9 protein-coding genes are annotated in these 21,149 nt (G+C 75.9%); all 9 read right to left on the bottom strand.

Annotated elements, in window-relative coordinates; translation table 11 throughout:
- Positions 1-19: 19 nt before the first annotated feature.
- The gene (locus ACIP37_RS20060; protein WP_363586179.1) at positions 20-1,297 is read right to left on the bottom strand and encodes an ATP-grasp domain-containing protein; all 1,278 of its coding nucleotides are present in this window, start codon (positions 1,295-1,297) and stop codon (positions 20-22) included.
- Positions 1,294-1,530, bottom strand: coding sequence for an MbtH family protein (locus ACIP37_RS20055; protein ID WP_400808226.1), 237 nt, complete (start codon positions 1,528-1,530; stop codon positions 1,294-1,296). The genes ACIP37_RS20060 and ACIP37_RS20055 overlap by 4 nt, the downstream gene beginning before the upstream one ends.
- Entirely contained in the window at positions 1,527-2,261 is a 735-nt protein-coding gene (locus ACIP37_RS20050) for a DUF6875 domain-containing protein (RefSeq protein ID WP_363631851.1), read from the bottom strand. Before ACIP37_RS20050 ends, ACIP37_RS20055 begins: the two co-directional genes overlap by 4 nt.
- On the bottom strand, positions 2,258-4,132 hold the full coding sequence (locus ACIP37_RS20045) for a non-ribosomal peptide synthetase (protein WP_400844188.1): 1,875 nt from the start codon (positions 4,130-4,132) through the stop codon (positions 2,258-2,260). The genes ACIP37_RS20050 and ACIP37_RS20045 overlap by 4 nt, the downstream gene beginning before the upstream one ends.
- Complete coding sequence (locus tag ACIP37_RS20040) at positions 4,129-5,553, bottom strand: cytochrome P450 (protein WP_400844185.1); 1,425 nt, start codon at positions 5,551-5,553, stop codon at positions 4,129-4,131. Before ACIP37_RS20040 ends, ACIP37_RS20045 begins: the two co-directional genes overlap by 4 nt.
- A 2-nt stretch (positions 5,554-5,555) precedes the next feature.
- Positions 5,556-6,455, bottom strand: coding sequence for a phytanoyl-CoA dioxygenase family protein (locus tag ACIP37_RS20035; protein ID WP_400808217.1), 900 nt, complete (start codon positions 6,453-6,455; stop codon positions 5,556-5,558).
- A gap of 136 nt (positions 6,456-6,591) precedes the next feature.
- A complete protein-coding gene (locus tag ACIP37_RS20030) occupies positions 6,592-11,232 on the bottom strand; it encodes an amino acid adenylation domain-containing protein (RefSeq protein WP_400808214.1) in 4,641 nt (1,546 codons plus the stop codon).
- Positions 11,229-14,207, bottom strand: coding sequence for a type I polyketide synthase (locus tag ACIP37_RS20025; protein WP_400808211.1), 2,979 nt, complete (start codon positions 14,205-14,207; stop codon positions 11,229-11,231). Before ACIP37_RS20025 ends, ACIP37_RS20030 begins: the two co-directional genes overlap by 4 nt.
- Positions 14,204-20,647, bottom strand: a complete 6,444-nt coding sequence (locus tag ACIP37_RS20020) for an amino acid adenylation domain-containing protein (protein ID WP_400808208.1) — start codon at positions 20,645-20,647, stop codon at positions 14,204-14,206. Before ACIP37_RS20020 ends, ACIP37_RS20025 begins: the two co-directional genes overlap by 4 nt.
- Between the last annotated feature and the right edge of the window lie 502 nt (positions 20,648-21,149).

The following is a 21,149-nucleotide window of genomic DNA, read 5'->3' as shown; positions in this document are numbered from 1 at the left end:
GTGGTGGGGAACGTTCTCTTCACTGGGGTGCGAACTCCAGGTGGAATCTGTCATGGACGGACGTGACGAGCCGGAGCAGTTCGTCATGGGTGGCGACGGCGCCCCGGACGAACGCCAGGCGCTGTGCGGGGTGGCGCCAGTCGACGGGCTGCCCAGGGGCCGTCGCCACGTCGACCTCGCCGACGCCGGGGAGGGCCCGTACGGCGTCGGCGCCGTCGATCGCCCGGACGGTGCCGACCGTGCGCGGTGGCACGATGAAGTACTCGAAGGTCACCGCCGCCGGCCGGGGGGCCGTGACGGGCTCGACGCCGCGCTCCAGGGCCAACTCGAAGGCGAGGGCCAGAAGATCGATGCCCAGCGCCCGGTCCAGCAGGCCCACGGCGCGCCCGCCGACGCGTCCGTTGACCTCGATGACGCGGGGGCCGTCCGGGGTGAGCTTCACCTCCGTGTGGGTCACCCCGGTCGTCACGCCGAGGGCCCGGACCGCGGCCGCGGCGAGCTCGGCGACGTCCTTCTCCACGGCGGGCGTGAGGGTGGCGGGCAGGAACAGTCCGGTCTCCCGCAGCGGGTCCGCCAGGGCGAACTTGCCGGTGACGCAGAGGGTCGTGACCTCCGCGTGCTGCACGACGGCCTCGACGGAGACGTAGTCCCCCCAGCCCGGTCCGGCCACCGCGGGGTCCCCGGGCAGGTACTTCTCCACGACGAAGTCGCGCGGGCCGCCGCCCGGGCCCGCCGGCCCGTCACCGGGCCCGGGGGCGAGGCCGACGTCGGCCAGGGCGCGCCGCTGCTGCTCGGGGTCTGCCAGCCGTACGGTGTCCTGACTGCCCGCCCCGGTACGGGGTTTGAGCACCACGGGGTAGCCCAGGCGGGCCACGGCGGTGTCGACCTCGGCGGCGGAGCGCACCACGACGCTCGGGGTGTGGTCGACCCCCGCCGCCGCGAACGCCGCGCGCTGGTCGGCCTTGTCGGTGAGCAGCCGGACGGTGTCCGGCCGGTGGTAGGGCAGGCCGAGGGCCTGGGCCAGCCGCGCGGTGCCGGCGAGGCAGTACTCGCTGAAGGTGACGATGCCCGCGGGGCCGTGCTCGCGCAGCAGTTCGGCGGCGGGGGTGTCGTGTCCGCTGATCTCGCAGACCCGCGCCCGCCGGCGCATCCCCGCGAGCAGCGGCGCCACGCCCGGTACGGCCGGGTCGCAGACGAAGACCACGTCGCACAGGCCGCGGGCGGCGCCGAGGATCTCGGCCGGCCCCGCCGACCCCCTGCCGTAGACGACGGCGACCGTGGGAAGCGTGTCGGTCACGGGGACCCCGGGGAGCCGGCCGGGCCCGCGGGGGCCGGTGCGGCGGGGGCCGCCTCGCGCCGGGCGGACTTCGGGGTCATGTCGTCCCACTCCTCCTCGATCCTGCGCAGGCAGTCCTCGCGGGACGCCGGCTCGCCCACCGTCCGCCACCCCTGGGGGACGTCGTGGTAGGTGGGCCAGATCGAGTACTGCTCCTCGTGGTTGACGACGATGCGGTACTGGTCCTCGGTCACGGCGCGTCGTTCTCCTTTGCCTTCGGGGCGAGCTCGGGCAGGCCGTGACGTTCCACAGCGGTCACGTACAACTCGCGCAGGAGCGGGTCGCGTACGCGGCCCCGTTCGTAGTGGGCGCGGAAGTTCTGATCGTAAATCCTGAACCAGGCGCGGTGCTTGTACAAGAAGAGCACATCGTGGGGCGCCATCCGGCGGATCGCGAACAGGCCGACAGGGGCCACGGAGACGGGGAAGAGCGGGTTGCGCACGGCCCGTTCGTCGCAGTGCGGGTGGAACTGGCCGACCATCAGCCCGTGGGCGACCGCGTTGTTCTTCAGGTCTTCGTACGCCTCGTCGAGGACCCGCCAGCCCTCCGGCCCGGTGGCCGGCAGCACCACGATGCGGCAGTCGAGGGAGGCTCCGGTGTGCGTACGGCTGCGCTCCGTGCCGAGGGCGAACGTGGACATCTCCGCCTCCAGGGCCTCGCGCAGCTGCTGCTCGTCCTTCCCGGTGACGTCGTAGCGGAAGCTGAACTGGGCGTCCTTGCCGCTGAGGGCGGGTGGGATGAAGGGGCAGACCGGCCCGGTGCGGCCGATCTCGTCGTGGGGCCGGCTGATGTACTGGCGCAGCCAGGTGTGGACCTGGGCGAAGTCCCGGGCGTGCCGGGCGGGTGACTGGGGTTCGATCACCCGGATCCACAGGCCGTCCATTCTGGCCAGATCATTGTCCTGATCCTGCATCACCTGCGTCATGCGACGGTCTCCTGGGCTCGGTCGCCGGGGGGTGCCGGGGTGGCGCTCGGGGCGGTCAGCCGGCACAGATCGGCGTACGTGGGAGCGGCGTAGAGCTGGGCGAAGTCGAGGGTCGGTCCGAGCTGGGTGCGCACCTGTTCGACCAGGCGCATCAGCCCCAGGGAGGTGCCGCCGTCGGCGAAGAAGTCGGAGTCGGGCAGCGGGTGGTGCCCCGTCTGGGACTCCCAGGCCGCGGCGAGTGCGGGGTGGCCCTGGGCGGCGGTGTCGTGCGTCCGGGCGTCCGCGTCGTGCGTCCGAGGATTCGCGTCGTCCGCGTCGTGCGTCCGGGCGTCCGCGAGACGGGCGAGGGCGGCGCGGTCCACCTTTCCGGTGGGCCCCAGCGGAAGGGCGTCGACCGCGATGATCCGCTCGGCCACCAGATGGCGCGGTGCCCGCTGCCACGCGCCCCGGCGCACCGCGTCGGTGTCGACGGACGCCGGCGTGAGGAAGGCGGTCAGGACGGCGCCGTCGGGACCGGTACCGGCGATGACCACGGCGTCGTCGACGGCGGGGTCGGCGGCGAGGACCGCCGCCGCCTCCGCCGGATCGGTGCGGAAGCCCCGGACCTTCACCTCGTCGTCGGCGCGCCCGAGGAAGTCCAGGGCGCCGTCGGGGAGGTGCCGTACGCGGTCACCGGTGCGGTACATGCGGGCACCGGGCCGCGCGGAGAAGGGGTCGGGCACGAACCGCGCGGCGGTCGCGGCGGGGTCGTGCAGGTAGCCGCGGGCGAGCCGGGGGCCGCCGAGGTAGAGCTCGCCCACCGCGCCCGGGGCGACGGGCCGCAGCCGTTCGTCGAGGACGTGGCACGTCGTTCCCGCGACGGCGGTGCCGATCGGGAACGCGGCGGAGTGCTCGCGGTCCCACGCGGAGGCGTCCCCCAGGGTGCTGAAGGTGGTGTTCTCGGTCGGGCCGTAGCCGTTGACCAGCCGGGTGGCGGGGTGGGCGGCGGTGAAGGAGCGCGCGGTGCCGGCCGGGACGGTGTCACCGCCGGTGACGAGGGTGCGCAGGGTGCCCAGCGCCAGACCGTGGTGGGTGGCCATGAGGCGGAAGAGCGGGGCCGTCAGCCAGGCCGTGGTGATCTGCGGCCGGGCCAGCAGGGCGGCCAGTTCGTGGAGTGCGAGGGGGTTGCGGTCCGCGGCCGTGATCCGGGCCCCGGCCAGCAGCGGGGACCAGATCTCGAACGTCGACGCGTCGAAGGCGAGGGTGGAGTGCAGGAGCACACCGTCGCCGGGGCCCAGCCGCAGGGACTCCGCCCCGAGCGCCAGCCCGGTGACCCCCCGGTGGGTGACGCCCACGGCCTTGGGGGCTCCCGTGGTGCCGGAGGTGAACATGACGTAGGCCAGGTCGTCGGGGCCGGCCGGTGAGGACGGCACCGCCGTGGTGGTCCGCTCCGCGAGGAGGGAGGCGATGTCGTGCACGGGGATGCCCAGGTCCGCCACGGTCGGGCTGTCGGCGCTGTCGGCGCTGTCGGCGCTGTCGGCGCTGTCACCGCCGTCGCCGGCGTGCAGGGCCAGGGCCGCCCGGGCCGTGCCGGCCATGAGCCGGACGCGGTCAGCCGGGTACCGGGGGTCCACCGGCACGTAGCAGCCGCCCGCCATCAGGACGGCCAGCATGGCGAGGACGGTCCGGCGGTCACCGTGCCCGACGATCAGCACGGCGGTACCGGAGTCGACGCCCTTCGCCCGCAGCGACGCCGCCGCGGTGCGCGCCCGCGTCAGGAGCTCCCCGTAGCGGATCTCACCGTACCGGTCGGCCAACGCCACGCGCTCGGGGAACGCCTCGGCGACGGCGGTGAAGCACTGCTCGATCCGGGCGTGCGGCGCGGTCGTCATCGTGCCCCCGAGGGGTGCTTGCGGGTGTTGCTGAGGCCGATGGTTGCGGTGCCGGTGCCGGTGCCGGTGCCGGTGTCGGTGTCGTTGGTGGTGCCGTTGGCGGTGTCGGGGTGCGGGGTGAACACGGCGCGCGGGCTGGGGTCCGGCGTCAGGGCGATGGCCGGTCGGAGCCCGGTCGCGGCCCGGTCGCCCAGCAGGGTGAACCGGCCGTGCGCGAGGATCGTCGCCGTGGCGAGCTGGGCCTCCAGCAGCGAGAACTGCCGCCCCAGGCACTGGTGGGGGCCCGCCCCGAAGGGGAAGTACTGCTGGACGGGCGGGCGCCGGCCCAGGAAGCGATCCGGGCGGAACTCCTCGGGTGCCTCCCACAGGGCCGGGGCGCGGTGGATGGCGTAGGTGCTGGCCAGGACGAGGTCGCCGGGCTCCAGCCGTACGCCGGCCGCTTCGACGGGGGTGTCGATGCGGCGGAAGAGCGCCCACGCGGGCGGGTGCAGCCGCAGGGATTCCTCGACCACCGCCAGGGTGTACGGCAAGGTCCCCTGGGGGATCGACGGCGCGGCGCGCAGGGCGCCGAGGTCGGTGGAGCGGACCTCGTCGAGGGTGCGGGCCAGGGCCGGGGGCGAGCCGGCCAGGTTGTGGAAGGTCCAGGTGAGCAGGGTGCCCATGGTCTCCACGCCGGCCACGAAGATCGACATCAGTTCCTCGCGCAGCACGTCCTCGGGACGGTCGCCGAGCGTGTCCCCCCGCTGGTGCAGGGCGGCGACGAGCGACGGCAGGACCCCGTCGGCCGTGGCCGCCGCGGGTACCTGGGCCGCCCGGTGCGCGATGAACTCCTCCAGCACCGCCCTGTCCCGCGCGAACGCCTCGCCGTCCGCGTCGGTGACGGTCTGCGGGGAGAACAGCCGCCGGTCCAGGTAGTGGACGGCCGTGTCCACCGTCGAGGCCAGGGAGGCCAGTTCGGCGCCGGTCAGCTCCGGGTCCACGAGCCGGAGGATGATCTCGATGCTCAGCTGCTGGAGGGTGTGTCCGAGGTCGAACTCGCGGCCCGCCGCGGGCAGCAGCCGACGGCGCACGAAGTCCTCCGCGCTCTCCAGCACCAGGGTGTGCAACTCCGCCACGGCCCGGGCCGAGAACATCGGGCGCAGCAGGGCGCGGCGATGGCGCCACTGCTCCCCGGAGGCGACCACGAACAGTCCGCTGCCCACCAGTTCGCGCAGCAGCCCGCGGTGGTTGCGGGTGCCGTGGGCGAGGGCCGCGGCGGCGACGGCGGGCTCCGCCGCGACGATCAGCCTCGTGCCGTCGTCCAGCGGGACGGCGCTGACCGTCCCCTCGTCGCGCAGCCGCGTCATCAGCCCCAGGGGGTCGCTGCCGAGCTCCTGGTCGAACTCCTCGTAGCCGACCGAACTCACGGTGATGCTCGCCATGGCTAGCCCCGCCCCTCGGCGGATTTCTCCGCGTCTTCCGCGAGCGTGATGATCTGCTGGGAGTGATCGTTCATCGTCCAGCCCTCGGCGGTGCGCACCGAGGTGCGCTGCTGCTCCGTGTAGCCCCTGCCCCGGTCGTGGAAGTGCCAGGCGAACGGCGGGCGGAGCAGCCGGCGTTCGACCGGGGTCCACTCCTCGCCCGGGAGGTCCTCGGGCACGGGCGCGGGAGCGGTGTGCTGCACCATGCCTGCGGTGTAGCGGCAGAAGACGACCCGGCGTTCGAAGTCGGCGGCCCAGGGCCAGCTGCCGTGGGTGGCGGTGTCCGCGAAGAGGACCACCGAGCCGGCCCTGACCGGGACGCGGGAGACCCAGTCGCCGACCTTCTGCCAGGTCTGGAAGTCCTCCGGGATCTCGAAGGCCGACTTGTGGCTGCCGGGGACCACCGCGAAGCCGCCCTGGTCGGCGAGGGCGTCGGTGAGGCAGAACGCGACGATCAGGTGTCCGCCGTAGATCCGGCCGTCGCGGACCTGGTAGGTCAGCGGGGGGTACTCCCACGGGGTGTTCCCGTTGTGCAGGATCAGCGCTCCGGCGCCCTTGCGGGCGTAGAGCACCTGCCCCTCGTCGTAGCGCAGGTCGGGGCCGAGCACCTCCTCCAGGTGCGGCAGCACCTTCTCGTGGCTGATCAGGTCGCGCACCGGGCGCGGGGTGGTGTGGAGGGGGCCGGCGTTGGCGATGAACGGGTTGTACCGCTTGAGCAGCGAGTAGTCGAGCTTGTTCTCGCCGTCCCACAGGCCGTGGCCGTCGAGGGCGGCGTTGACGGCGGCGAGTTCCTGCGCGGAGAGGATGTCCTCCAGGACCAGGTAGCCGCGCAGGTCGAACAGGTACTTCTGCTCTTCGTCCATGACTTTTCCCCTTGTGTCGGATGCGTCGGATATGTCGGAGAGCGGGCGGTTGGGACGCGGGCGCGACGGGCGCACCGCGCGGGGGGTACGGCCGGGGCGGGTAGGGCTGGGGCGGGTGCGGCTGGGGGGCCGGGCCTCAGCCCTGGTCGGGTTCGAGCTCCGCCAGGGCCCGGGCGAGGTGCTCGCGCAGCTCGGCCTGCGGGAAGAGGCCGACGGCTCCGGTCAGGAGCACCGAACACCCTCCCGAGCGGGCCGGTTGCACGTGGAGGACGAGGTCGAGGTCCGCCCAGTGCTCGGGCACGGTGTCGTGGGGCGGGTCGTCCGGCACCACGGCCGGGTTCTCCTCCTGCCCGTGGACGACCAGCCCGGCCGCGCAGACCGGCGGCCGGAGCGCGGGGTCGACCGGATCGGCGAGCTCGGCGATGTGCAGCAGCGGCAGGTCGGCGTGGTCCAGGGCCGACAGCAGCGCCCGGTGGGCGTGGCCGGCCCCGGTGGCGCCGAGCACCACCGGCAGCAGGTCGACGGCGCGGCCGACGAGCGTTTCCTCGGTGGCCGCCGAGCGGTGGGAGACCGGCATGCCGATCACCGTGGACGTGCCGCCCGACATCCGGGAGACGATCCGGCCGAGCAGGTCGAGGAAGGCGGCCGTGGTGGTCGTGCCCGCCGTCCGGCCCGCCCGCTGGAGGCGCGCGTACGCGTCGGCGGGGAGGACCTTCCGCACCCCGTGGTTGCGGAAGGTCCTCGGGCCGGTGCGGCGCTCGGCGAACGGGTCCGGGGGGACCGGGCCCAGGCTGGTGCGCCAGTACTGTTCCAGTTCGGCGCGCCGGGCCGTGCGGCGGGAGGCCCTGGCGCTGGCGTAGTCGCTGTAGCGCGGGGCCGGCCGGGGCAGGTCGCGTCCGGCGAGCAGGGCGAGGAGCTCGTCGGCGAGGATGCCCACGGAGGCGCCGTCGCCCCGGTGGCGGGCCAGCCTCAGCAGCAGGTGCCGGACGGTGCCGCCCTCTCCGGTCAGCAGGACGACCTCCAGCCCCGGTGATCCTGCGGGCAGTGGCCGCTCGATCAGTGCGGTGTCCCAGTGGACCTGGGCGGGCTGGTCCGGCAGCGGGGCCACGGGGCAGGGCTGCCACGCGTCGTGCTGTCCCGATCCGGCGGCCCCCGGTGTCGCCTCCGTCGTCCCGGGCACGGCCTGCGGGGCCGCCGGCCGCAGGGCCTCGTGCCGGGCGACCAGTGCGCGGACCGCCCGCTCCACGTCCCGCGGATCCACGGGGGCGTCGAGCCCGAGCAGCAGCGGAATCGGGGGAGCGGGGTGTCCGAGGGCCCGCTCCTGCTGGGCCACCAGGAGCTGTTCGGGTGTCTGGGAAGCGCCGGCTCCGGCGTCGGCGGGAGGCGGCGGTGCTGCTGCTGCTGCGAGCAACGTCCTGACCTCGGTGGCGAGTTCGGCGGCCAGCGGATGCGTCAGGACGGTGCGCACGGGGACCTCCGCCCCGAGGCGGCGACTCAGCGCGGAGGCGATCCGGGCCGCCCCCAGCGACGCCCCGCCGAGGTCGTAGAGATGGTCGTCCAGGGTGGCCGACGGCCGGTCGAGCGCCGCCGCGAACGCCTCCACCACGGCGGCGGCCACCCGGTCGTGGGCGGCGGCGGGGCCCGCCGCCGTGCGCGCGGAGCGCACCATCGCCAGCAGCGCGCGGCGGTCCGCCTTGCCATTGGCGGTCACCGGCAGCCGAGGGAGCACCCGGATCTCGCCGGGCACCATGTACGGCGGGAGGGTACGGGCCAGATGGGCGCGCACCGCCGCCGGGTCCGGGGCGGGCTCGCCGGTGACGAAGCCCACCAGGCGGCTGACGCGTTCCCCGACGACGACGGTGGCCGCCTCCCGCACCCCCGGCGCGTCCACGACGTGCCGGTCGACCTCCTCCAGCTCCACCCGGTGGCCGCGCACCTTGACCTGGTTGTCGCTGCGGCCGACGAATTGCACGCTCCCGTCGGCGTTCCACCGCACCCGGTCCCCGGTGCGGTACATCCGCGAGCCCGGGGGACCGGCCGGGTCGGGCAGGAACCGGGCCGCCGTCTCGGCCGGACGGCCCCGGTAGCCGCGCGCCACCCCGGTGCCGCCGATGTACAGCTCGCCGGTGACCCCGATGGGCACCGGACGCAGCGCGCCGTCGAGGATGTGCAGGCGCACGCCGGAGATGGGGCGGCCGACGGGGGCGGTGCCGCCCTCGGCCCCCGCCGCGCACCGGTACGACGTGGCGTCGATGCAGGTCTCGGACGGCCCGTACTGGTTGCGCAGTTCACCGCGGCCGACGCGCAGGTAGCGGTCGGCCTGCGCCGAGGGCAGCGCCTCCCCGCCGCAGAAGACGACCCGGGCCGGCAGCCGGCGCAGGTCCTCGTCGTCCAGGGCCGCGAGCAGGGACGGGACGACGTCGACCACGGTCGCGGAGTGCTCCAGGGCGGCCTCCACCAGGGCGGCCGGATGCGCCCCGAGGTCGACGCCGGGGAAGACCACGCCGGCCCCGGCGACCAGCGGTCCGAAGCACTGCCACAGCGACGGGTCGAAGACCAGGGGAATGGTCTGGAGCACCCGGTCGGGGGCGGCGAGGCCGATCGCCTCGCGGCGCCAGGCGAGCTCGTTGGCCAGCGCCCCCAGCGGCACCGGGACGCACTTGGGCGTACCGGTCGTGCCGGAGGTGAACACCGCGTAGGCCAGGTCCTGCGGGCCCGTGCGGGCCACGGGCGGCACCGCCGCCCCGGTGGCCGGGAGCTCGCGCGCGCCCCCTCGGGGGAGCCGGATCGTCCGGAGCACCCTCCCCGGCGCGCCGCCGTCGGCACGGTCTTCGTCGGCGTGGTCCCCGTCGGCATCGTGCCCGGGGGCATCGTGTGCGGGGGCGTCGGCCGTGCGGACGAGGAAGTCCGCCCGGGCGCTGCGTAGCAGGGCGCGGCGGCGTTCCACGGGGTCGTCGGGGCGCAGCGCGATGATCCAGCCGCCGAGCCGCCAGACCGCCAGGGCCAGCGCCGGGTAGTCGGCGCCCGCCGGTACGTCCAGGGCCACCGCCGAGCCGGGGCCGACCCCGGCCAGGGCGAGGTGGGCCGCCGCGCGCTCGGTGCGCTCGTGCAGCGCCCGGTAGGTGAGGTGACCGCCGGCGGCGTCCCAGACGGCGAAGGCCTCGGGGGTGCGCCGCGCCCAGTCCGCGAAGGCGTCGTAGGGCAGGCGGGCCCCGGCCGCGGGCGGCGCCGTGGAGGCGGCCGTGATGGTCTCGCGCTCGGCCGGGTCGCGTGCGTCCAGCGCGGCCAGCGGCGCGTCGGGGGCGGCGAGCACGGAGGCGAGGCAGCGTCGGTAGGCCCGCCCGAGCCGGGCGAGGGCCGCGTCGGTGTAGTGCTGCGGGGAGCCGGTCAGCCGGACGGCGGCGGTGTCGGCGTGTTCCGTAAGCTGCACGGTCAGCGCGCCCTGGTCGCCCTGGACGCGCACCGGCAGGGGGGTGACCGTGAGGGGGCCGGCCGGGCGCGGCCGGTTGTCCTCGTGGGTCAGGACGAAGGCGGCGGCGGGTACGGGCACGGCGGTGTCGTCGGAGGTCAGGGGGAGGGTCGGGTGTCGGGAACCGGTCAGGAGCTGCTCGCCGGTCCGCCGGGCCAGCGCGGCGAAGCCCAGCGCGGGGGGCAGGGACAGGGCGAGGGGCATAGCGGAGACGAAGGCGCCCACGGTGAGGTCGTAGCGCTCCGCCGCCCGGTTGGCGGTGGGAACGCTCACGGAGGCCGTCCGGGCGCCGGTGACCGCGCTCCAGGTGGCCGCGAACGCGGCGAGCCACACCGCGTGCGCCGTGCAGGCGTACCGCCGGGCGAACGCGTGGACCTGCCGGGTGAGGTCCGGGGGCAGCGCCAGCTCGGCGTGCGGCATCCGGGCGGTCTGCTGCGAGGCGGTCTGTTCCGCGGTGGTCTGCTGCGAGGCGGCCTGTTCCGTGGTGGCCTGCTGCGAGGCGGTCTGCTCCGAGGCGGTCGGGTCGACGGCGAAGGGGAGTTCGGCCCCGTCGTCGGCGCTGCCGCCGGAGCGGGCCCAGTGGGCGGCGTGGGCGGCCAGCGCGGCCCGCCCGTCCGGCGACTGCTCCCAGTGGACGTAGTCGAGGTGCTGGGCGGCCGGCGCGGGACGGGCGGAACCGGGGCCGCCCCCGGCGGCGTACGCGTCCAGCAGGTCGTCGATCAGCACCCCCAACGACCATCCGTCGCAGACGGCGTGGTGGAAGGTCAGGAGGAGGGTGTGCTGCTGCGGCCCCTGGGCCAGCAGGACGGCACGGACGTACGGGGGCCGGTCCAGGCGGAACGGGCGCGCCGCCTCGGCGTCGAGGGCCCGGTCCCGCTCCGGCGTTCCCGGGGGCACCGGCCGCACCTCCAGCGGGATGCGGGCGGGCAGGTCGAAGCGCTGCCGGGGCACCCCGTTCTCCTGGCCGAAACGGGTGCGCAGGGCCAGATGGCGCCCGGCGAGGGCGTCCAGGCACGCGCGGAGCCGGTCGATGTCGAGCGGGCCCGCGAGCTGGAGGGCCAGGGGCACGGTGTAGGCCGCCGACGCGGCGGGGGACGCCTGTTCGGCGAGCCACATCCGGTACTGGGTGACGGAGAGGGGGTGGCTGCCGGCCGCGGCCTCCGGGCGGGGCGGGAGCGCCGGTTCCGAATCCGCCGATGACGGTGCGGCAGCCGCCGGAGACGCGGCCGCGGGGCTGCGCCCCTGGAGCCGGGCGGCCAGTTCGGCGCGCTGCCCGGGGGTGAGCCGGTCGAGGGGTGAGGCGGTCATCCGAGCTCCTCCCCGGCCTCGTCGAGGATCTGCTGGGCGATCAACCGCTCCACCAGCGCGTACTGGAGCCCGATGGACCGGGCCCGCAGCAGCTCGCCGACGGGGACGTCGACGCCGAACCGGCGGCTCATCCCGCGCGCCAGCCGGGCCACGGTGAGCGAGTCACCGCCCAGCTGGAAGAAGTCGGCCGTGTCGGGCACGTCGGTCACCCCCAGCTGTTCGGCCCACAGGGCGCGGAGGATCGCGACGGGGGTGTCCGCGACGGGATCGGCCGCGTCGGTGACGGGTGGTCCGGGCGGTGGTCCTGGCGGTGCTCCGGGCGCCGGGGCGGCCGGCACCGGGTGGCGCGGGCCGTGGAACGGATAGGTCGGCAGGGGGACGGAGCGCCCCGGGGCCTGGAGCGGGGAGAGGTCCAGGGGGAGGCCGGAGCACCACAGCCGGCCGATCGCCGCCAGCACCGGGCGGGCGGTGGCAGCGGCCGGGGCGTGCGACGGCGCGGTGGGGGCCGGCGGCGAGGAGCCCAGCAGCGGGATCGCGGGCAGCCCGGCGGCTTCCGCGAAGCCGCTCAGCACCCGGCCGGGCCCGACCTCGACCGCGACGGCGTCGGGGAACTTCGCCCGGGCCGTCGCCAGCGCGTCCGCGAAGCGCACCGGCCGGCGGGCGGCCCGGGCGAAGTGGCCGGGGTCGGTGAGCGAGCCCTCGGGCAGCAACTGCCCCTCCGTGTTCTCGATCCACGCCAGGGCGGCGGGGCGCACCTCATCGGCCGCCGGTGTGCCCCGCAGCGCGTCGGCCGCCGGTTCGATCAGCGGGGAGTGGAAGGCACGGGACGACCGCAGCACCTTGGCCGCGTACCGGCCGCCGATCCGCTCCCGGAAGGCCGCCACCGCCCCGGGGGACCCGGCGAGCACGGTGCTCGTGGCGGCGTTGACCGCCGCGATGCTCAGCTCGGCGCCGGTCTCGGCCAGCAGGGCCCGGGCCTCGGCCTCGCCGCAGGCCAGCGAGACCATCGCGCCCGGGGCGCAGTCCTGCATCAGCAGGGCCCGGCGTGCCACGAGACGGGCCGCGGCGTCGAGGGCGAGCGCGCCGGCCAGGGTCGCCGCCGTGATCTCCCCCAGGCTGTGCCCGAGCAGCGCGCAGGGGACCAGGCCCAGGGCGAGCAGCGCCGTCCCGGCGGCGTACTCGACGGCGAAGAGCGCGGGCTGGGCGAGCGCCGTCCGGGCGAGGCGTTCGGCGGGGAAGGCGGCGTCGTGCAGCGCCTCGTCCACCTCGCGGGCGAGCCCGGGGGAGAAGGCGGCCAGGCAGGCGTCCAGCGCGTCGGCGAACGGGGGCAGGGCGGCGGCGAAGGGCGCCGCCATGCCGGGGAACTGCGTCCCCTGCCCCGGGAAGAGCAGCAGCGCCGGGGCGGGGTGCGCCACGGGCTCCGGTGCCGCCTCGGCCGGGGCGCGCAGCGCCGCCACGACCTCGGCCACGCTCGCGCCCACCGCCGAGGAGCGGTAGGGGAGTTCCGCCCGCCGGGTGAGGGTCCGGCCGACGTCCTCCAGCGAGGGGGCGGCTTCGGCGTCCTCCAGGTGCGCGGCGAGCCGCTCCCGCATGCGGGCGAGGGCCCGTGGGTCCTTCGCGGAGAGCACCACCAGCCGTTCCCGCCCGGACGGCGGGGCGGGCGGTGGGGCGGCCGGCTCCGGAGGCTGCTCCACCACCATGTGCACGTTGGTCCCGCCCACGCCGAACGAGCTCACCGCGGCCCGGCGCGGCTGCGGGCCCCGCCACGGCCCGGCCTCGGTGGGCAGGGACAGCGGCGAGTCCTCCCGCTCCAGCAGCGGATTGGCCCGGCTCAGCCCGGGAATCGCGGGCACGTACCCGTGCCGGAGCACCAGCAGCGCCTTCACCAGCCCGGCGAGTCCGGCGGCGGCGTCGAGGTGGCCGATGGTCGCCTTGAGCGCGCCGACCGGGATGCTGCCGGGAGCGGCACCCAGCGATCGGTACACCGAGGAGGCGGCGGACCACTCGATGGGGTCGCCGACGCGGGTGCCGGTGCCGTGGCTCTCCAGGTAGCCGACGGACGCGGCGTCGACGTCGGCGGCGGCGAGCGCGGCGCGGATCGCCTGCTCCTGGCCCGCCGCCGACGGCGCGAGGAAGCCCGCCTTGGCGGTGCCGTCGTTGTTGACGGCGGAGCCCAGCAGCACTCCGTGCAGGGGGAGCGGGCCGTCCGCCACGTCCTCGTAGCGGCGCAGGACGACGCCCAGCGCCCCCGAGCCGCCGAGGGTGCCGTCCGCCGAGGCGTCGAAGGGGCGGCAGTGCCCGCTGAGCGACATCACTCCGCCGGCCATGGGCAGGTGCCCCGCCTGGGGGGCGTTGGCCGACGCGGCGAGCACCAGGGCCTGGTCGCACTCCCCGTTGTTCAGCGCCTGGACGGCCAGGTGGGCCGCGACGAGCGAGGAGGAGCAGGCCGTGAGGACGGTGAGTGCGGGCCCGGTCAGCCCCAGTTTGTAGGCGATGCGCGTCGCGAGGAAATCGCGTTCGTTGACGAGGAGCGCCTCCTCGAACTCCGGGGGCGCCAGCGAGCCGGCGGCCAGGAGCGCCCGCAGGTGACCGCTGCCGCTGGCGGCCGCGTACACCGCCGTCCGCAGACCGTCGCCGGCCGTGACGCTGTGGCCGGCGTCCTCCAGGGCGGCCCAGGCGCACTCCAGCAGCAGGCGGTGCTGCGGGTCCGTCAGCCCGGCCTCGCGGGGGCTGACGCCGAAGAACGCGTGGTCGAAGCGGTCGGGATCGTCGAGCGACCCGTGGACGGGGACGTAGGCCGGATCGTCGGCGAGGGACGCGGGGACGCCGCGGGCCGACAGCTCCTCCCGGCTCAGGCGCCGGGTCAGCACCCGCCCGTCGCGCAGGGCCTGCCACAGCTGTGCCACATCGGCCGCGCCGGGGAAGCGCCCCGTCATGCCGGTGACGGCGATGTCGAGGGAACGGTCGCGGTTCATCGGTCGGCCTCCTGGGCACGGCGGTCGCGGAGCGTACGGGCCGCGTCGCCGCGTCGGCGACGGGACGACCCGGCTGAGGGCGGTGGTTCCGTCCCGGGGGCGGGCGGCGGGTCCGTTTTCGCGCGGGCCAGTCGGGCCGCGAGGTCGGCGACGGTGCTGTGGCGGAAGAGGTCGAGGATCGGCAGCCGGACGCCGGTGTGCCGGTGCAGCGCCTCCTGGAGCGCCGGCACCAGCAGCGAATGCCCCCCGAGGTCGAAGAAGTTGACGTCGCCGGGAACCTCGACGACGCCCAGGACCTCCCGCCACGCCGCGGTGACCGCCGCGTGCCCGGGCGACACGTCCCCGGCGGGCCGGGCGAGCGCCGAGGCCCGGCGCCGGGCCGCCTCCTGCTCCAGGGCCCGCCGGTCGACCTTGCCGTTGGGGGTGACGGGCAGCCGCTCCAGCGCGTGGACCACGGCGGGGACCATGAACTCCGGCAGCAGCTCGGCGACTTCGCGCCGGATGGCCTCCGGCCGCCCGCCGCCGGTGACGAAGCCGACGAGGCGCGCGCCGCCGTCGGCGACCACGGCCGCCTCCCGGACGCCCTCGGCGCCGCGCAGCGCCGCCTCCACCTCGGCGGGCTGCACCCGGTGGCCACGGACCTTGATCTGGTGGTCCAGCCGGCCGACGAAGGCGAGCGCCTCCGGCCCCTGCCACCGCACCCGGTCGCCCGTGCGGTACATCCGGGCCCCCGGCTCGCCGCTGAACGGGTCGGGCAGGAAGGCGCCGGCCGTCTCGGCGGGCCGGCCGACGTACCCCCGGCCCACCCCCGCGCCGCCGACGTACAGTTCGCCGTCGACCCCCGGGGGGACGGGCCGAAGGGCGTGGTCCAGGACGTAGAGGCGGTACCCCGGCACCGGGCCGCCGATGTCCACGGCCTCCGGCCCGTGGTAACGGCGGTAGCTCGCCCAGACGGTGGCCTCGGTGGGCCCGTACTCGTTGACCAGCGCCACCCCGGGCAGGACGGCGAAGTGGCGCCGCAGCAGCTCGTCCGGGAGCGGCTCCCCGGCCGTGACGACCTCGCGCAGGCTCCGCACCGCGTCGGGGCCGGCCCGGTCGGCGGCGGTGAGCAGCAGGGCGTGGAGCGAGGGCACGCACAGCAGCCGGGTGACCTGGTGCCGGGCGATCAGGGCGACCAGGGCCTCGGGGTCGCGGACCTCGTCGTCGCTCGCGACGACCAGGCGGCCACCGGCCGACAGCGTTCCCCAGATCCCGGCCGCGGCCGAGTCGAACGCCGCAGGCGAGAGCAGCAGGAAGACCGGCCGCCCCGGATAGACGGTGCGGCGGGCGGCCGTGGAGGCGGCCAGCGTGCCGTGCTCGATCACCACGCCCTTGGGCCGCCCGGTCGTTCCGGAGGTGTAGATGACGTACGCGGGATCGTGCGGTCCGGGCGGGAGGGGGACGGCGGGCTCGGCACTCCGGTCGGCCGCCGGCCCGGCCGTCGGGCGCAGGGGGACCACGGGGACCAGCGGGACCAGCGGCAGCCCGAAGGACGCCGCCCGCCCGGCCATGGCCGCGTCGGCGACGACGGCGCAGGCCCCGCAGTCGGTCAGGCACGCCGTCATGCGGGAGTCGGGGTGCCGGGGATCGAGCGGGACGTACGCGGCACCGGCGAAGTGCACACCGAGCAGCGCGGTCATCTGGCCCGCGGACCGCTCGGTCAGCACCGCCACCCGGGCGCCCCGGCCCGCGCCCCGGGCCGTCAGCCGGGCGGCGAGGTCCAGGGCGTCGGCCCGCAGCCGCCCGTACGTGAGCTGCTCGCCCCCGGCGACCACGGCGGTCCGCTCCGGTGCCTCCCGGGCGATCCGGGCGATGAGCTCGCTCACCGGGACCACCGGCGCGAACGGCTCCGGGCCCCGCCCCCACTCCAGGGGGAGGCGCCCCGGGTCCAGCGCCACGGGGAGCGCGGCCGGTGCGGAGGGCTCGGCCGCCAGCGCGAGCAGCGCCCCGCGGATCCGCTCGGCCAGCTGCCAGGCCTGGTCCGTGGTCCACCGGTCGGTGCGGTGGAGCACGTCCAGCCGGGCGCCGTCAGGGGTCTCCCGGAGCAGGATCTCGACGTCGTACTTCGCGATGGCCGCCGGGATCTCCACCGGGCGGGCGCGGACGCCGGGCGGCGCGGCCGTCGCCGGGGCCGGCTGCTCATGGTCGACCAGCACCTGGAACAGGGGGGCCTGCCCCGGACCGGCCCGCAGACCGAGCTCCCGGACGAGTTCGTCGAAGGGGTGCGCGCGGTGTGCGTGCGCCCGCAGGAGGGCCGCGTGCGCCTGGGCGACCGCCTCGCCGGCGGTGCCGCCGGGGCGGGGGCGCAGCCGTACCGGGACGGGGTTGACGAAGAGGCCGACGGCCTCGCTGAAGCCGGGCGGTCGGACGTCCATGGTGGTACCGACCAGGACGTCGCCCACCGCGCCGTAGCGGTCGGCCGTCACCGCGAACGCCGACAGGACGAGGACGAGGGCAGTGGTGCGATGGGTACGCGCCGCCTCGGCCACGCGCTGCCACTGCGCCGCGTCCAGCGGGACGCCGACCGTCGCCGCGGTGCGCCGGTGCGGGCCCGGCCGGGGCCCGCCGAGGGCGACCGGCGAGTGGGCGGAGACGCCGGCGAGCTCCTCGGCCCAGAACCGGCGCAGCCGTTCGGCCTCGGCGGGCGACGGTCCGGGGACGGCGCCCGCCGGGGCGGGCGGGAGCGCCGGGCCGCCGGCCAGCCGGCTCAGCAGTTGCTCGGTGATCAGCTCCGTGGAGCGGCGGTCGAGCACGAGGTGGTGGCCGACGAAGACCAGCACGTGGTCCCCGGGGCCGGTCCTGAGCACCCGCAGCTCGACCAAGGGCTCCTCGAACAGGTCGAAGGGCCGGTGGGCCACGCGCCGCAGGTGCTCCGCCAGGGCGTGCCCGGGCACGTCCCGCACGCTCACGGTGAACGCCGTCAGGGGCCACTGCCCGCGCCCGGGGGCCACGTCGTCGTCGATGACCCGCAGCCGCGTCTCGGGGTGGGCGGTGAGCACGTCGTGCCAGGCCGCCTCCAGGCGCCCGGGATCCAGCGGACCGCTCAGCCGCAGCGCCCAGTACACGGTGAACTCATGGCTGTCCGGCTCCGCCCGGTGCAGCAGCCACAGCCGCCGCTGGGCGGCCGACAGGCCGGCGGGCGCAGCCGTGGACGGGCCCTCGCCGCCGGCGGGCGCGGCCCGCGCGATCAGGTGCCGCAACCCTTCCGGTGTCGGGTCGCCGAAGAACGAGGCGAGGTCGACGCGCACCCCGCACTCCTGGTTGACCTCGGCGACGAGCCGGGCCGCGTCCAGTGAACTCCCGCCGCAGGAGAAGAAGTTGTCCCCGTTCGAGGCGGGCGGGCGGCCGAGCGTCAGCGCCCAGAGCCGGACGGCGGGGTCCGCGCCGCCGTCCGGCGGCTGCACGGGCACGGGCACGGGCAGGGCACGCTCGTCGACCTTTCCGCTGAGCGTGAGCGGGAACGCGTCGACGACCTCGATGTGCGCGGGCACCGCGGCGGGCGCCAGCCGCCGGGCCGCGAGGCTGCGCAGCTCCCCCGGCACCGGAACCGGCCCGGGGCGGCGGGGGGTGACCCAGGCGAGGAGCCCCGCCGTCCCGATCGGACCCTGGCGTGCCACGTGGGCGTCCTGGACGCCCGGCGTGCCGCGCAGCACCTCCTCCACCTCGTACGGGTCGACCCGCTGGCCGCGCACCTTCAGCTGGTGGTCGGTCCGGCCGTGGTAGATCAGGTGTCCGTCGGCACCGAGGGTGACGCGGTCCCCCGTGCGGTACATCCGGGCGCCGGGTGCCGGGGCGAAGGGGTCCGGGAGGTAGCGCTCGGCCGTGAGCGCGGGGGCGTTGAGGTAGCCGCGGGTGACCAGCGGCCCAGCGAGGTACAGCTCGCCGCGGGAACCGACCGGCACGGGGCGGAGGTCGGGGCCCAGGACGTAGGCCGAGGTGCCGTCGAGGGGCCGGCCGATGCTGGGGGTCCCGTACTCGTCGAAACCGCACCACGTGGTCTGGATCGTGACCTCGGTCGGACCGTAGCCGTTGGATCCCCTGACACCCAGCTCGCGCAGCCTGCGCCAGGTCGTGGCGTCGACCGCCTCGCCCCCGAAGTCCAGCTCCAGGCCCGTGCGTTGGAACATCTCCTCCACGCCGAAGGGGCGCATGGCGGCGAACATCGACGGCGAGGTGCTGAGCAGGCGCACGTCGTTGCGCTCGACCCACTGCACCAGCGCCTGCGGATCGCGGTACGTGGCCTGGTCGGCCACCACCAGGCAGCTGCCCCGGAAGAGGTAGAGGAGCTGCTGGAAGAAGACGTCGAAGGAGACGGCGGCGGTGACGCCGACCCGGGCGGCCCCGGCTCCCGCCGGCTGCGCGTCGACGAGGACGGCGAGACCCCGGTGCTCGACCATGACGCCCTTGGGGCGGCCGGTGGTGCCCGAGGTGTGCAGGACGTACGCCAGATCGTGGGGGCGGGCGTCTTCGGTGTGCGCGTTCTCGGCGTCCGGGGCCTCGGTGTGCGCGTTCTCCGCGTCCGGGGCCCCGGCGTGCGCCTCCTCGTCGACGATCGTGAGCGAGGCGTCGAGCCGGTGGCGTGACGCGGGGTCGCACAGCACGAGACGGGTACCGGTGTCCGCCACGACGTAGGCGAGACGGGAGTCGGGCTGGGAGGGATCGAGGGCGACGACGTGGGCCCGCACCCGCCACGCCGCCAGCACGGACGCGACCAGGGCGACGCCCCGCTCGCGCAGGACGCCCACCGCGGTGCCCGGGCCCGCGCCGTGGCGGCGCAGGGCGGCGGCGAGCCGGGCGACCTCGCGGTCCAGGCCGGCGAAGGTGAGGAGGTCGTCGCCGCACCGCACCGCCGGCCGCCGGGGCTGTGTGCGCACCCAGGCGTCGAACCGGTCCATGAGGGGCTGTGCGTGCTCCGACGGATCGGCCGGTGCGACGATCAGGGACGGCGTCGCCGCGCTCGTCGAGCGGGGCAGCGGTGCCCCCGGGTCGCGGGCGAGGGCGAGCAGGACCTGGCGGTAGACGGCGAGCAGTTCGGCGGCGGCCGCGTGGGTCGTGCCGCCGCGCACCCGGCGCGTCACCGTCACCGAGGCGTCGTCCGCCCGTAAGCAGAGGTCGAATTCGAGGTCGAAACGAGTGAGGCCGTTCGTCCCGCCGGGGTGCCCGGCCGGGGGAGCGGCTCCGGGAGCTTCGAGGGCTTCAGGGGCTCCGGGGGTTTCAGTCGCTTCAGTCGCTCCGGGCGCCTCCGGTGCGCCTGCGACGGGTGCCGCCGGCTCACGCACCGCTTCCGCCCCGGGTACGGTGCCCGCCGCCCACGCCGCTTCCATCGCACGGACGGTGAGCCCGCCGAGTGCCGGCCCCGGAAGGGGGTCCCGCAGCTGGAAACTGACGGTGAGTCCGGGCGCCGCGGCGTCGAAGAGGTCCGCGCTCTCGTGGATCGGCTCGTGCGCGTGGGACAGCGCCTCGGCGACGGTCCGCCGCACACCGTCGCAGAGCTCGGTGCCGGAGGCTCCCGAGGGCCACCGCTGGCGCAGCGGGACCATCCGCGCGAAGCAGCCGACCAGCGACACGGTGGCCGGTGTCCGGGAGGCGAACGGTGTGGCGACCATGACGTCGGGGGCGTTGCCCTGCGTGGCGAACGCCGCGTAGAGGGCGGCGAGTCCCATGAGGTACGGGGTGACGCGCAGGCGGCGGGCCGCCGCGCGCACCGCGTCGGCCTCGTCCGGGGGCAGCGGGAGCACCAGGACGTCGGCTTCGGCCGTCCGGGGGCCCGGGGTGCGCGGCAGGGCCTCCGGCCACTGGGCGTCCGCCAGTTCGAGGGGCCAGAAGCGGGAGGGCTCCGCCGGCGCGGGCGGGTCGGACACCGCGGGCGGTGCCGGTGACGGTGTGAAGGGGGGCCCGCCGCCGGTGCGCGCGTTGTACGCGGCACCGATGTCCGCCAGCACGTTCTCCAGCGACGCCCCGTCGCACGCGATGTGGTGCACCAGGAGGGAGAGCACATGGTGGTCCGGTCGGTGCCGGAACAGGTCGACGCGGACGGGGCAGTCTCGTCTCAGGTCGAACCGGTGGCGTCCGACGGGCGCCCAGGGCGTGGCGTCGACCGTCGTGGCCGTGTCCATCGCGGTCCATCGCGGCTGCGGCACGCCGGGAACCCAGGAGGGCACGCCGTCCTCGTCGACGAGCCGGCGGGCGAACACGGGGTGCCGGGCGACGGTCTCCTCGACGGCGCCCTTCAGGGCCTGCTCGTCGAGCTGCCCGCGCAGTTCCCAGACGCGGTGGATGTTGAAGGACTCCGGCTGGTCCCGACAGGTGAGCCAGATACCGAACTCCGGGGCCGAGAGCGGGAACGCGAATTCGGCATCCGGCGCCGGACCCGAATCCGAAACCAGGTCGCTCCTGTTCACTTCGGTTGCCCCTTCCGTACGTGCTGGCGGCACTCGGCCGGTGGTCCGAGCGCGGGGTGTCGAGAGGAAGAATGAAGCTGTGCGGCCATCCGGGCATGGGGCTCTGCAAACTCGAAGAGTTCGCCCGTGAGCGGGCGGATGCCGGCGACGGCGAATTGAGAGGGGAACCAGGGGCGCGTACGTGAAGGTGCGGTCGGCGCCCTCGGGGATCGGTGCCCCGGGTCGGACCTCCGGCACGCCGGGGTCCGTTCACGAAACGAGTCTGTATGTACCCTGGGAGTTTTTCAAGAACGAGCAAACGGAATGTCTCATTCTCGAAGGTGCAGGGAAGGCGACTTTCTGGACATAGGGCTATGCCCGCCTCTCCCGACACCGGATCCAGTGCTTTCGCCGACGCCCCTGCCGCCTAGGGGGCGGCGCAAGAGCGCACTTTGGGGCGAATCACACCGTTGGTTTGAGTGAAACCTGTGGACCTTGCGAAGATTGGTTAAAGGATGTTATA

Origin of the sequence: Kitasatospora sp. NPDC088861, assembly GCF_044750105.1 — a bacterium.
Classification (GTDB): domain Bacteria; phylum Actinomycetota; class Actinomycetes; order Streptomycetales; family Streptomycetaceae; genus Kitasatospora.
The sequence above is the reverse complement of the archived record's forward strand: the minus strand, read 5'-3'. Positions and strand labels throughout refer to the sequence as shown.